Here is a 14,484-nt window from a genome sequence, read left to right as displayed (position 1 = left end):
GATAAACTGGATGCTCTAAATACAATGTGGTTATTTAAAAAACAGTATCATCCACCTGTCAGGGAGTGGCATGAAATTTTATAGTGTTTCTTTATTATATAAGGGTGCATAAATGATGAAAGTTCTTGTTTTATTATTTTTGTGTTTTTTTTTGTAGTTGTCTTGAGGCTAAGTCAGAGAACGGCAATCCTGATTTGTCTTCAGATGTTATTAATTTAAAGGCAGAGTTAAGATATAACAATGAGTATTATAATAAAATAAATTCTGATCTTGGGTCAAAAATAAATAATTTAGACTCGTCGTTAAGTGGATTAAAAGAAAGTATATCCAGAATAGATTCTTACTCTACCAATGTTATGACAGTTTATAGTTTTTTGACATGGTTTATCCCCTTAATATTGGCAGTTCTTTCTTTAGCCTCTTTTCAGTTTATTTGGAGTAGAACAAAGTCAATACATAAAGATGCAGTAGATAAATGGATTAAAGAAAATGAACTTTTTTTACTTGATGAGGCAAAAAAACAATTCCTTCTTAGACTTTCAATAAAATATGAGACGCTTATTGATGAGCAAAGCGTTTTTTCGGCTGAACATACAGATAAGAAAATGTTTGGAACAGAAGAAGTTTCAATAACAGATGTTGATTATGTAACGGATGGAAAAAATAAAGTTAAGTCACCATCAGAATCTAGTGTCAAGATGGACGAAAGCGCAGATGGGAACGATACAATAAGTTCTTCAAATGAAGATAAGAATATTAATGATAGTTATGAGTTAGATTCAGATATAAACTTTCAAAATGATACATTAGTGATGGCCAATAATATGGTTATTTCTACTGGAATTGAAGTAGGAATTGATGGAGAGTCTGAAGATAATAAAATAGGATATCATCCTGTGATAGTTAATTATCAAAACTTAATAGGTTTTTGCGAGCAGTTCGAAGAAAATAGTAAAAACGTATTACTCGCTATTATTTTTCGTAACATGGGGCTAATATATAGTCATCTGAATATGAAATTAGATGAAGAGGCAATGTATAATAAAGTCTTGGGGTTATGTAATGATTCTAGAAATCAAATGGTTTCTGAAGAAGTTAATCGGGCTTGCATGCATCTGGATGTTCCTTATAATAAAGAAAGTTTGTTGAATAGTGTAATATATGATTATAAAGAGCTAATTAAGACAGTAAAGGCGTTTGGCAATGATCTAATTGTATCAATGCTATATAGATGTTTGGCATTGGCTTACGAACGATTAGATGATTTTGGTGAGTCTATTATTGCTAATAGATTGCTCACTGAACAATTCGATGATACAGATAATATTTCAATGCAGATTCAATTGAGTATGGCATATCGGCATATGGGCGATATGTACAGAAAAATAAAAAACTATCATGAAGCTCTTGGCTCATATAAAAATGTAATTGAAAAGTTCAGTAATGCTGATTGTGAAGCCCTGCTTGTACAGGTAGTGATTGCATATTATAAAATGGGTAAGCTATATGGGGAATTAGGGAAAATTGAAGATGAGTTGGAATGTTATCGATTCATTACTTTAAAATATAAAAATACAGAAAATAATTCTCTTTTATATTATTGTTCATTGGCTTATCTTTCAATGGGATTGAGTTACGGAAAGTTAAATAAGATAGAGGATGAAATAGCTGTTTATAAAATATTGATTGAGTTATTTTATGATAAGCCGCATTTAGCGATTCAGCCACAAGTTGCCATCGCATATAGAAATATGGGGGTCGCATACAGAAATATTTCTAAATTTGAAGATGAAATTATTTCTTATCAAAAGTTAATTGATGCATATAAAACATCAAGCAATGAGAAAGTACAAGTTCAGGTTGCAATGGCATACCGTAACATGGGACTTTCCTACAGAAAGTTGGCTAATTCTGTAGGTGAAATTGCGAGTTACATGAAATTATTCGAGCATTTTAAAGATAGCACAAATATTTCTATTCTAGAACAAGTCGCTATGGCCCATTGCAATTTGGGTATAACATACGGAATGCTGGGAAGAACTGATGATGAAATTGATATTTATAATAAGTTGATTGAGTGCTATGGTCAGTTTGATGAGGATATAATAAGACGTCAGGTTTCAATGGCTTATTTTAATAAAGCTAGAGCTTATCAATCCCTAGAAAAACATGATGAAGAAATAAAAGCTTATAAAGAACTTATTCGGGTATATGAAAGTAATGAAGATGCTTTTTTACAGATTCAAATTGCAAAAGCCTATAGAAATATAGGTTTGACATTTAGAAATTTGCATTTATCAAATGATGAGATATCATCTTATCAAACATTAATTTATAAATTTAGCAACTCAAGTGTTGAAGAGGTGCAAACTCAAGTCGCAATGGCACATTGTAATATGGGAGTTGCCTATGGTCGCAATAATGACTATGAAAATGAAATTAATAGTTATCAGACACTCATTGATAAATTAGGAGCGTCTTCTTGTTTGGAAATTAAAATTGAGGTGGCGCGAGCATATAGAAACTTAGGGTTGGTGTACGGAAAGATTAATCGAGAAGAAGAAAAAATTGCGTGTTACAAAGTTTTAATAAATACCTTTAAAAGTTCCAGAGATCAGAGTATACAGACTCAAGTTGCTATGGCGTATAGAGGTATAGGAATAACGTATGGCTTGCTTAATAAACATCATGAAAAAATAAACATATACAAAGAATTTATTGCTTTATTTAAAATGGTGGAAAATGAAAAAGTTCAAGAGGAGCTTGTATCAGCCTCTAGAGGATTAGCTATAACCTATGGGAAAATAAATGATACTGAAAATGCTATTAAAGCATACAGGGAATTGATTATATCGTTCAGTTCTTCTAAGAATATTAATATCCAAACAGAAGTCGCTAAAAGTTACAACGGCTTGGCTACGTTGTTTCGTAGATTGGGTAATTTAGAGGAGGAAATCGCCACTTACAGGAGATTAATTGATTCAATCAGTAACGAAGAGCCATTTCCTGTTCAGTATGAAGTTGCAAAAGCTTATAGAAATATCGGGAAATTTTATGAAAGGCTTAAGAAAAGTGATGAGGCTATAAATTTCTACACAAGAGGAATTGCTGCCTTTTCTGATTTGGAAGACTCTGAGTTGAGGGTGATTATTTACGATATGGTGCTAGCTTTGGGGGGACTGATGTCCGAAAAAGGTGAGACAGCTAAAATGATTAGCTTATATAAAGAATATCTAAGTAAATGGAAATTTACAGATGGCGAAAAAATGAATGCAGTCCTTGCAAAAATGAAGGCAAGAATTGAATTATTTGAAGATTGATTAGTTTTTAGAATATGCCAGAATATTCTATCTGGCATATTCTAATAAGGCGAATAATACTTAAGTTATTAGTGGCATTTGAAGAATTGCTAAATTTACGCAATCCTGCACGCATCCGCTTCCCAGCGATACCCCACGCCGTACACCGCGCGGATAAACGACTGCTCGGCGTCCAGCGCCTCCAGCTTGCGGCGCAGGTTTTTGATGTGGCTGTCGATGGTGCGGTCGGTCACGACGCGGTAATCGTCATAAAGGTGGTTCAGCAGCTGTTCGCGGGAAAAGACTTTTCCCGGCTCGTGGGAGAGGGTTTTCAGCAGGCGGAACTCCGCAGGCGTCAGGTCCAGCAGCTTGCTGCGCCAGCTCGCCTGGAAGCGGCTTTCGTCGACAATCAGCGGGCTTTCGGCATCGAGCACCTGAAGCTCGCGCTGCGGCCTGCAGCGGCGCAGAATGGTTTTCACGCGGGCGACCACTTCACGCGGGCTGTAGGGCTTGCAGATGTAATCGTCCGCGCCAATTTCGAGCCCCAGCAGGCGGTCAATCTCTTCAATTTTGGCGGTGACCATGACGATCGGCACGTCGGAGAAGCGACGAATTTCCCGGCACAGGGTCAGTCCGTCAACGCCCGGCAGCATTAAATCCAGCAGGATCAGATCCGGCGGGGTCTGACGCACGTATGGCAGCACCTGGTCGCCGTGGCTGATCAGCGATGGAGCGTAGCTGGCCGCACGTAAATAGTCGATCAGCAGCTGCCCAAGCTTCGGCTCGTCTTCCACAATCAAAATGCGCGGCGTGTTTTCGTCAATCGGTAACTCGGTCATACTTCTCTCGATAAATCCCGTTCCAGAGGTAACTCTACTGTAATGCTAACCCCGCCAAAAGGCGAATGGGCGGCGCGGATCGTGCCATTATGCGCCTCGACGATGTTAACGCAAATCGCCAGCCCCAGTCCGGAACCGCCGCTGGCGCGGTTACGGGAGCCTTCGGTACGGTAGAAACGTTCAAACAGTTTTTCCAGCTGCGCGTCCTGCACGCCGGGGGCGGAGTCCGCGAAGGTGAGGGCAAAGCGCCCGTTTTCCTGCCTGCCGGAGATGTGCAGCCCGCCGCCGCTGTCGGTGTAGCGCAGGCTGTTTTCCAGCAGGTTATTGAACAGCTGCATCAGCCGGTCCTTGTCGCCAAACACCACCGCGCTGTCCGGCAGGGAGAGGTCGATTTTCAGGTTGCGGCTGGCAAAGCGCTCGCGGAAGGCGCCGCTGATCACTTCCAGAATGTTAATCACGTCCACCGGCGCTTTCTGGTAGGCCAGCGCGCCTTCGTCGGACATGGAGAGCTGGTGGAGATCGTCCACCAGCTTGGTGAGCGTGCCCACCTCCGCCTGCAGAGAGGCCACCGATTCAGGCGTAAACTGGCGCACGCCGTCCTGGATGGCCTCCAGCTCGCCGCGCAGCACCGCCAGCGGCGTGCGCAGCTCGTGGGAGATATCGGCCATAAAGTCGCGGCGCATCTGCTGGTTCTTCTCCAGCGTGCTGGCAAGCTGGTTAAAATCCTGCGCCAGCTTGCCCAGTTCGTCCTGGCTGCGGGTATCGACGCGGGTGGTAAAATCCCCGGCGGCCAGCTTGTGCGTGCCTTCCACCAGTCTTTTCACCGGGGCGAGCAGACCGCGCGCCAGCGGGAAGGTGGCGAGCGCGGCGAGCAGGGTGGAGAGGGCGACAATCAGCCAGCTTGTCCGGCGCTGCTGGCGGTCAAAGTTGATGTCGGTGTTGCGCGTCAGGCGCTCCACCGGCGAGGCGATAACCCAGCCGACCGTCGCGTTGTTGACTTTGATCGCCCGACGGGTGCCGTCCGGCGGTATCGGCGCGCGCGGACCCACCAGCGTGCGCATGTCCTGGTCAATCACCCAGAACTGGGTGCGCCAGCCGTGCGGCGGCATGCCCGGCCCCGGGCGATCGTCACCGGTATCGTGCTCCAGCGAGCGCAGGATCTGGAAAATAAAGCGGTCGTTATTGCGCAGAAAACGCCAGTTGCCGTGCTGGGCGTACTGTTCACTCAGCGCATCGCTTAAGCCCTGTAAACGCTGTTCATTGCCATGCTTGATGTAATCAATAAAACCGCGCTCGAAGCTGATCCGCACCGCCCAGTGCATGGTGATCAGCAGGACGATACAGGTGGCAAATATCGCCACGAAGAGCTTGCCGGTAATGCCCGGACGCCAGAATTTCATGAGCCACTCCTTTTGCCGCGCCTAATCACGACGTTCTTGCTGGTATCATCCGGCACTCTGGCGAAGATGAAAGCGGGCAGGGCGATGATGACCGCCATGCTTAAATAGGTATACAAAAAGACCTGATGCGCCACCGGCGTGTCGACGCTGAGATGGTGCTGGCCGTACATGCCGAGCAGTAAACCCGCGATGGTCACCCCGACGCTCATCGAGAGCTGCATGATCATCGACAGCAGGCTATTGCCGCTGCTCGCCAGATCGTCCGGCAGATCCTTCAGCGTCAGGGTATTCATCGACGAGAAGCGCATGGAGTTGACGATCCCCTGGCAGAACAGCACCAGCGGCAGAACGTAGTACCAGCCCATCAGCGCCACGGCCATAAACAGCAGGCTCACCAGCGCCAGCCCCAGCGTGGCGGTCACCAGCACGTGACGGTAGCCAAAGCGGTTAACCACCTGCACCACGATGCGCTTCATTCCCATGCTGCCGAGCACCATCGGGATCATCATCAGGCCCGCGTGGAACGGCGAAAATCCCATTCCGATTTGCAGGAAAACGGGCGTCATAAACGGCAGCATGCCGCTGCCGACGCGCCCGGCGAAGCTGCCGAACAGGCCAAGGCGATAGGTGGGGTTTTTAAACAAGCTAAGGCTGAACAGCGCCTTATCGTTACCTCTGGCATGCCGCAGATACCACAGTATGGCGGTAACGCCGAGCGCGATCAGGAGCCCAAGCGTCAGGGGCGAAATGCCCAGCCCTTTTTGCCCGTCGAGCGCCAGGGTAAGCGTGGCCATGCCCGCCGCCAGCAGGATAAAGCCGAAGAAATCAAAGCGCCGGGTCTGCATTTTGTAGTTCGGCATCAGCGTCAGGGTGGCGATGGCGCCGATGATGCCAACAGGAAGATTGATTAAGAAGATCCAGTGCCAGGAGGCGTACTCCACCAGAATGCCGCCGAGCGCCGGGCCCAGCAGCGGCCCCACCTGACCAGGTAACGTCACAAAGGTCATCGCCGCCATGTACTGCTCGCGCGGCACGATCTTCATCACCGTTAGCCGCCCGACGGGCACCATCATCGCCCCGCCGACGCCCTGCAGCACGCGTGCCATCACCAGCTGGTCGAGGGTGCTGGCCTGGGCGCAAAACAGCGAGCCGGTGGTAAACAGCACGATGGCGGTAAAGAAGATATTCCGCACGCCCACTTTGTCTGCCAGCCAGCCGCTGGCTGGCAGCATGACGGCTACCGTCAGCACGTAGGAGACAATCACCATATGCATATGCAGCGGGCTCTCCCCCAGGCTTTTCGCCATTGAGGGGAGGGCGGTGTTGACGATGGTCGTATCCAGCGACTGCATAAAGAAGCCGAAAGCGACTATCCATAGCTGCCAGCGAACGTTAGCGGGGAGATCGGTCATTTACTCGGTCACCGTGGTTCTGTTTTTACGCGAAAAGCGCAGCCGCAGGCGGTCGAAGAACAGATAGACCACCGGCGTGGTGTACAGCGTCAGCAGCTGGCTCATGACCAGGCCGCCGACAATGGTGATCCCCAGCGGCTGGCGCAGCTCTGAGCCGTCTCCGCCCGAGATAACCAGCGGCAGTGCGCCAAACAGCGCCGCCAGGGTGGTCATCATGATCGGACGAAAACGCAGCAGGCAGGCCTGGAAGATGGCCTCTTCCGGCGACAGATTGCCGTTGCGCTGGGCGTCCAGGGCGAAATCCACCATCATGATCGCGTTTTTCTTCACGATGCCGATCAACAGCATGATCCCGATGAGCGCGATCAGGCTGAACGGCGCGCCGAACAGCTCCAGCGCCAGCAGCGCCCCAACGCCCGCCGACGGCAGCGTCGAGAGAATGGTCAGCGGGTGAACGTAGCTCTCGTACAGCACGCCCAGCACAATATAGACCGTGGCGATGGCGGCCAGAATCAAAATCACCTGCGAGTTCATCGTCTCCTGGAACACCTGCGCGGTGCCGGCAAAGCTGCCGCGCACGGTGGACGGCACGCCAAGCTGCGTCATCGCGCGGTTGATTGCGTCGCTGGCTTCTGAAAGCGACGAACCGGCGGGCAGGTTAAAGGAGATGGTCGACGCCGCCGAAAGGCCCTGATGGTTCACCGACAGCGGCGCGTTGGCAGGCTGCCAGCTGGCAAAGTAGGAGAGCGGAATCGCCTTGCCGTCGTTGTTAATCACAAACATTTTGTCCAGGGCGCTGATGTCCTGGGTGTAGCGCGGATCAACCTCCATCACCACCTTGTACTGGTTCATCGGCTGGTAGATGGTGGAGATCTCGCGCTGGCCGAAGGCGTTGTTCAGCAGGCTGTTGGCGGCTTCAACGTTAATGCCCAGACGCGACATGGTTTCGCGGTCGTAGGTCAGGGCCATCTCGGCGCCGTTGTCCTGCTGATCGGAGTTGACGTCCGCCAGCTCCGGCAGGGCGGCCAGCGCCTTGCGGATCTTCGGCTCCCACTCACGCAGGGCGGCTAAATCGTCCGAGAGCAACGTGTACTGATAGCTGGCGTTCGCCTGACGGCCGCCGACGCGGATATCCTGAACGGCCATCAAAAACAGGTTTGCCCCCGGCTCTTTGGCGAGCTTCACCCGCAGACGGTCAATCACCTGCTGGGCGGTTTCGTTGCGCTCGCCGCGCGGTTTCAGGGTAATAAACATCATCCCGCTGTTAACGCGTGACCCGCCGGTAAAGCCGGTGACGTTATCCACGGCTTTGTCTTCCCGAATGATCTTCATAAAGTCCTGCAGCTTGCCGCGCATCGCCTGGAACGAAATGCTCTGGTCCGCCTGAATCCCCCCCATCAGCACGCCGGTGTCCTGCTCCGGGAAGAAGGTTTTCGGGATGGTGATGTACATCCAGACGTTCAGCCCAATGGTGGCGATAAGCACCAGGCCGACCAGCCGGGTATGGTTCAGCACCCACTTCAGCGATTTGCCGTAGCCTTCCTGCATGGCCATCAGGAAGCGACCAAAGCCTTTACGGCGCGGCTGCGAATGGGGTTTGCTGCGCTTGAGCATCCAGCCGCACATCATCGGCGTCAGCGTTAAGGAGATCGCCAGCGAAATGCCGATGGCGACGGAGAGGGTGACGGCGAACTCGCGCAGCAGCCGGCCCGGTAGCCCGCCCATCAGCAGCAGAGGCAGGAATACCGCCACCAGCGACAGGCTCATGGAGAGCACCGTAAAGCCCACCTCGCGCGTGCCCTGCAGCGCAGCCTGCAGCGGCTTCACGCCCGCTTCCAGGTGGCGGGAAATGTTTTCCAGCACCACGATGGCGTCATCTACCACGAAGCCCGTCGCTATCGTCAGGGCCATCAGCGACAGGTTGTTGAGGCTAAACCCGCACAGGTACATGGCGGCAAAGGTACCGATCAGCGAGACCGGCACGGCCACTGCCGGAATAAGCGTCGCGCGACCGGATCGCAGGAACAGGAAGACCACCAGGATCACCAGGGCGACGGAGATAATCAGCGTTTGCTCCACCTCTTCAAGCGAGGCGCGAATGGTCGGGGAGCGATCCTGGGCAATTTGCAAATCGATTGCTGCCGGGATGGTCTCCTGCAGGTCCGGAAGGCGGGCGCGAATGCTGTTCACCGTCTCAATAATGTTCGCTTCCGGCAGCTTGCGGATCATCAGCAGAATGGCCGGTTTCGCATTGGTCATCCCGGCGTTGCGCACGTCCTGCACCGAGTCGGTGACGCTGGCAACGTCGCTTAAGCGCACCGCCGCGCCGTTGTTGTAGTGAATAATGAGCGGCTGATATTCCGCGGCGGTTTTCAGCTCGTCGTTAGTGTGGATCTGCCAGCGGTGGCTACCGTCCTCAATCGCCCCTTGCGGCTTGCGGACGTTGGCCGTGCTGATGGCGGAGCGCACGTCATCCAGCGACACGCCCTGGTTGAACAGCGCCTGCGGGTTTAGGCCCACGCGCACGGCGGGCAGAGAGCTCCCGCCGACGCTCACGTCACCGACGCCGTTAATTTGTGAGATTGTCTGCGCCAGCTGGGTAGACGCAAAGTCGTAAAGCTGCCCCTGAGAATACGTGTCCGAGGTCAGCGTCAGGATCATGATCGGCGCATCGGACGGGTTGGCCTTGCGGTAGGTTGGGCGGCTCGGCATCCCGCTCGGCAGCAGGCTTTGCGCGGCGTTGATGGCCGCCTGCACGTCGCGCGCCGCACCGTTAATATCCCGGTCGAAGCTGAACTCCAGAATGATGCGCGTGCTGCCCAGCGAGCTGCTGGAGGTCATCTCGTTGACCCCCGCAATCCGCCCGAGCGAGCGCTCCAGCGGCGTGGCAACCGACGAGGCCATGGTCTCCGGTGACGCGCCCGGCAGCGAGGCGCTGACCATGATCACCGGGAAATCCACCTGCGGCAGCGGCGCTACCGGCAGCAGCCGGAAGCCCAGCACGCCGCAGAGGGTAATGGCGAGCGAGATTAAAATCGTCGCCACCGGGCGATAAATGAAGAGGGCGAAAAACTTCACTTATGCCTCCTCTTCACGTTTCGGGAAGCGGCTTTTGGTCCACAGCGCCAGGCGGTCAAACAGCAGGTAGATAACCGGCGTGGTGAAGAGCGTGAGCACCTGGCTCACCAGCAGACCGCCGACCATGCCGATACCCAGCGGACGGCGCAGCTCCGCGCCAACGCCGGTGCTGAGCATCAGCGGCAGCGCGCCCAGCAGGGCGGCCAGCGTGGTCATCAGGATCGGACGGAAACGCAGCAGACAGGCCTGGAAGATGGCGTCGCGCGGCGACATGCCCTGCTCGCGCTCGGCGGCCAGGGCAAAGTCGATCATCATGATGGCGTTCTTCTTCACGATCCCGATAAGCAAGATAATGCCGATGATGGCAATGACGTCCAGCTCGCTGCCCGCCAGCATCAGTGCCAGCAGCGCCCCCACGCCCGCCGTTGGCAGGGTAGAGAGGATGGTGATCGGGTGGATAAAGCTTTCGTACAGCACGCCGAGCACGATGTACATCGCCACGACCGCCGCGACGATAAGCCAGATGGTGTTACCCAGCGCGGCCTGAAACGCCAGCGTGCTGCCCTGGAACTGGGTCTGAATATCGGACGGGAAGCTGAGCTCTTTTTCAGCAGCCTGAATGGCCTCCACCGCTTCGCCGAGAGAATAATTGTCCGGCACGTTGAAGGAGATGGTGGTGGACGGGAACTGATCCAGATGGTTAATCGACAGCGGGGTATAGCGTTCTTCCACCGTGGCGATAGCGCTCAGCGGCACAATGCCGCCGTCTTTGCTGGTCAGGCGCACCGAGTCCAGCCCCGCCAGTCCGGGCGTGTTCTCAGTGTTGTGCTCCAGCACCACGCGATACTGGTTCGCCTGGGTGTAGATGGTGGAGATCAGGCGCTGACCAAAGGCGTTGTACAGCGCGTTGTCCACGTCCGACATGGTAATGCCCAGACGGCTGGCGGTATCGCGGTTGACGTTCACGTACGCCGCCAGCCCTTTGTCCTGCCAGTCGCTGCTGACGTCGGCGAGCTGCGGCAGGGTGTTAAGCTTATTCACCAGCTGCGGCACCCAGGTGCTGAGCGCGTCCAGCGAGGTGGCCTGCAGCGTGAACTGGTACTGCGTGCGGCTGACCTGGGTATCAATGGTCAAATCCTGAATCGGCTGCAGGTAAAGCTCAACGCCCGGCACCCGCGCCACGGCGTTTTGCAGACGCTCAATGACGGCGTTGACGCGATCGTCGCGTTCATCCAGCGGCTTGAGGTTGATCTGCAGACGCGCGCTGTTGAGCGACGGGTTGGTGCCGTCGACGCCCACGTAGGAGGTCAGGCTCTCGACCGCCGGATCCTTCATGATGATTTCAGACACCTGCTGCTGGCGCTGGGCCATACTGGCGAAGGAGACCGACTGGGGAGCCTGCAGCGTGCCCTGAATAATGCCGTTGTCCTGGATCGGGAAGAAGCCTTTCGGAATGAAAATCCACAGCATCACGCTGAGCGCCAGGGTTCCCAGCGCCACGCCGAGCGTGGCCCACGGATGGTTCAGAACTTTCGCCAGCACGCGACCGTAGGCGGCAATAATCCGCTCGAACATGCGCTCGGAGGCGCGCGAGAATCGGTTTTGCTTGCGCAGGGACTCGTGGCTCAGCATACGGGCGCACATCATCGGAGTCAGGGTCAGCGACACCACGGCGGAGATCAAAATGGCGACCGCCAGCGTCACGGCAAACTCGCGGAACAGACGCCCGACGATATCGCCCATAAACAGCAGCGGGATCAGCACCGCAATCAGCGAGAAGGTCAGCGAGATAATGGTAAAGCCGATTTCGCCTGCGCCCTTCAGCGCGGCCGCCAGCGGCTTTTCGCCTTTCTCGATATAGCGCGAAATGTTCTCGATAACGACGATGGCGTCATCCACCACGAACCCGGTGGCGATGGTGAGCGCCATCAGCGTCAGGTTGTTAATCGAAAAATCGAGGAACACCATCACCGCAAAGGTCCCGACCAGCGAGAGCGGCACGGCGACGGCGGGAATAATGGTGGCCGGAACGTTACGCAGGAACAGATAGATGATCATGACCACCAGCGCAATCGCCAGCCTCAGCTCAAACTGGGTGTCGGTGACCGACGCGCGAATGTTGGTGGTACGGTCGGAAAGCACCTTCACGCTGACCGACTTCGGCAGGCTTTCGATCAGCTGCGGCAGCATGGTGCGGATGCTGTCGGCGGTTTCGATGATGTTAGCGCCCGGCTGGCGCTGCACGTTCATCACGATCGCCTGCTGCCTGTTGGCCCAGGCGCCGAGCCAGCTGTTTTCGGCACCTTGCTCCACGGTCGCCACGTCGCCCAGACGCACCGGGGCGCCGTTCTGGTAAGCAATAATCAGCTGACGGTATTCATCGGCGGATTGCATCTGATCGTTGGCAGAGAGCGTCACGGCGCGGGTGGGACCGTCCAGCGAGCCTTTTGCCGAGTTAACGTTGGCGCTGCTGATGGCGGTGCGGATGGTTTCGCTGGTCAGCCCCAGCGCGGCAATCGCCTGCGCGTTAAGCTTCACGCGCACGGCGGGGCGCTGGCCGCCCGCCAGCGTGACGAGGCCGACGCCGGAGACCTGAGAAATTTTCTGCGCCACGCGCGTTTCGACCATGTCTTCGACCTGGGTCATCGGCATGGCGGAGGAGGTGACGGCCAGCGTCATGATCGGCGGATCCGCCGGGTTCACCTTGCTGTAGACCGGCGGGTTAGGCAGGTCGGACGGCAGCAGGTTGGTGGCGGCGTTGATGGCGGCCTGCACCTCCTGCTCGGCGACGTCCAGCGACAGCGTCAGCTGGAACTGCAGCGTCACGACGGATGCCCCGCCGGAACTCTGGGAGGACATCTGTTTTAGTCCGGACATCTGGCCGAACTGGCGCTCCAGCGGCGCGGTAATGGCGGACGTCACCACGTCCGGGCTGGCGCCGGGATAGAGTGTGACAACCTGAATCGTTGGGTAATCCACCTCCGGCAGCGCCGACACGGGCAGGAAGCGATAGCCGATAATCCCGGCGAGCAGGATCGCTACCATCAGCAGCGTGGTGGCGACAGGACGGAGGATAAACAGGCGTGACGGCCCGCCTGTAGAGCCTGGAGGCATCACCTGCATCAGGATTTCGCTCCCTGTTTCGCAGGTTCAACCACTTCCACTTTGGCCCCTTCGGTCAGACGGTCAATGCCGTCGGTGACCACGCGGTCGCCTGCGGAAAGGCCGGCGGCGATGACCACCGTCTGGCTGTCCTGGATACCGGTTTTCACCAGGTGCTTGCTGACCTTATTGTCGCTGTTAAGTACCCAGACGAAGTTACCTTCGTTACCCATCTGCAGCGCAGCGGTAGGGATCACCACCGCGTTCTCTTCGGTGGCGACCAGCATGCGCGCGTTGACGAACTGGTTCGGGAAGAGGGCATCGTCCTGATTGTTAAAGCGCGCCTTCAGCTTGATGGTGCCGGTGGTGGTGTCGATCTGGTTATCCAGACTGAGCAGGGAACCTTCGCTCAGCTTCTGCCTGTTGCTGCGGTCCCAGGCTTCCACCACCAGCCCCTTTCCGGATTTTTGCGCCTGCACCACGGTCGCAATTTCGCTTTCCGGCAGGGTAAAGACTAAATCAATCGGGTGAGTCTGGGTGATCACCACGATGCCCGTGGTGTCGCCGCTGGAGATCTGGTTGCCGATATCGACCTGCTTCAGGCCCACGCGCCCGTCAATCGGCGCGGTGATGCGGCTCCAGTCCAGCTGCAGCTGTGCGCTGGCCACGGCGGCCTCGTCGGCTTTGATGGTACCCTGCGTTTCGCTGACCAGCGACTGCTGGGTGTCCAGCTCCTGACGAGACACGAGGTTGGTTTTCACCAGCTGCTGGTAGCGGGCCAAATCGCGGCGAGCGTTGGCGAGCGTGGCTTTGTCCTTCGCGAGCTGCCCCTGCGCCTGGGCGAGGGCGACCTTAAACTGGCTCGGGTCGATTTCCGCCAGCAGATCGCCCGCTTTGACCTGCTGACCTTCCTGGAAGTGAATGGCCATCAGCTGACCGTCGACGCGGCTGCGCACCGTCACGGTGTTGGCGGCGGTAATGGTCCCAAGGCCCGTTAGATAGCGAGGAACGGCTTTATTCACTGCCGTCGCCGCCTGTACCGGCGCCAGCGCGCCGCCGCGCATGCCGTGACGCCCTCCGCCTGCCGGGCGCTGCGCCTGACTACTGGCACCAGCGGGGGCGGCGGAGTTCGCGGATTGACTGTGCCAGTACCAGGCGGCGGCAAGGACCACCACAATGATGCCAGCGGCGATTGCCCAGCGGGATTTGTTACTGCCTTTCATCGTTGTACGTTCTCATCCTGAAGACTTCGGGGAATGATACTAGTTTAGTCAGCTAACACAGCGGAAAAATGGAGGAAATATGGAAGACTGTCAGGAATGGTCTGAATGGAGGTAAACGCAAAACGGCAACA

General features: G+C 54.6%; 7 protein-coding genes. 1 reads left to right on the top strand and 6 read right to left on the bottom strand.

The features are described from left to right. Positions 1-194 precede the first annotated feature (194 nt). Positions 195-3,320: a tetratricopeptide repeat protein gene (locus NI40_RS14755; protein WP_139152911.1), complete on the top strand. Its 3,126-nt coding sequence runs from the start codon at positions 195-197 to the stop codon at positions 3,318-3,320. A 95-nt stretch (positions 3,321-3,415) separates the two neighbouring features. Here NI40_RS14755 and baeR read toward each other — a convergent pair whose 3' ends face one another. The 6 genes from baeR to NI40_RS14725 are packed head-to-tail and all read right to left on the bottom strand — an operon-like array spanning position 3,416 to position 14,353. Next, a complete protein-coding gene (gene baeR / locus NI40_RS14750) occupies positions 3,416-4,138 on the bottom strand; it encodes a two-component system response regulator BaeR (protein WP_032642850.1) in 723 nt (240 codons plus the stop codon). Then, positions 4,135-5,538, bottom strand: coding sequence for a two-component system sensor histidine kinase BaeS (baeS, locus tag NI40_RS14745; RefSeq protein ID WP_023312417.1), 1,404 nt, complete (start codon positions 5,536-5,538; stop codon positions 4,135-4,137). The genes baeR and baeS overlap by 4 nt, the downstream gene beginning before the upstream one ends. Beyond that, positions 5,535-6,950, bottom strand: coding sequence for an MFS transporter (locus NI40_RS14740; protein ID WP_039263117.1), 1,416 nt, complete (start codon positions 6,948-6,950; stop codon positions 5,535-5,537). The genes baeS and NI40_RS14740 overlap by 4 nt, the downstream gene beginning before the upstream one ends. Continuing rightward, positions 6,951-10,028 (bottom strand): multidrug efflux RND transporter permease subunit MdtC, encoded by a 3,078-nt coding sequence (gene mdtC, locus NI40_RS14735; RefSeq protein ID WP_039263116.1) that lies wholly within the window; start codon positions 10,026-10,028, stop codon positions 6,951-6,953. Then, complete coding sequence (locus tag NI40_RS14730) at positions 10,029-13,151, bottom strand: MdtB/MuxB family multidrug efflux RND transporter permease subunit (RefSeq protein ID WP_039263115.1); 3,123 nt, start codon at positions 13,149-13,151, stop codon at positions 10,029-10,031. Next, positions 13,151-14,353 (bottom strand): MdtA/MuxA family multidrug efflux RND transporter periplasmic adaptor subunit, encoded by a 1,203-nt coding sequence (locus NI40_RS14725; protein ID WP_039263114.1) that lies wholly within the window; start codon positions 14,351-14,353, stop codon positions 13,151-13,153. Before NI40_RS14725 ends, NI40_RS14730 begins: the two co-directional genes overlap by 1 nt. Positions 14,354-14,484 lie beyond the last annotated feature (131 nt).

The organism is Enterobacter sp. E20, from assembly GCF_000801755.2.
GTDB classification, from domain to species: Bacteria; Pseudomonadota; Gammaproteobacteria; order Enterobacterales; family Enterobacteriaceae; genus Enterobacter; species Enterobacter asburiae_B.
This window is presented reverse-complemented; position numbering and strand designations above follow the sequence as displayed.

What these genes read in the sequence shown, in the direction of transcription:
- NI40_RS14730 (WP_039263115.1), bottom strand. Translation starts at nt 13,151, where the DNA reads ATGCAGGTGATGCCTCCAGGCTCTACAGGCGGGCCGTCACGCCTGTTT.
- NI40_RS14740 (WP_039263117.1), bottom strand. Translation starts at nt 6,950, where the DNA reads ATGACCGATCTCCCCGCTAACGTTCGCTGGCAGCTATGGATAGTCGCT.
- baeS (WP_023312417.1), bottom strand. Translation starts at nt 5,538, where the DNA reads ATGAAATTCTGGCGTCCGGGCATTACCGGCAAGCTCTTCGTGGCGATA.
- NI40_RS14725 (WP_039263114.1), bottom strand. Translation starts at nt 14,353, where the DNA reads ATGAAAGGCAGTAACAAATCCCGCTGGGCAATCGCCGCTGGCATCATT.
- baeR (WP_032642850.1), bottom strand. Translation starts at nt 4,138, where the DNA reads ATGACCGAGTTACCGATTGACGAAAACACGCCGCGCATTTTGATTGTG.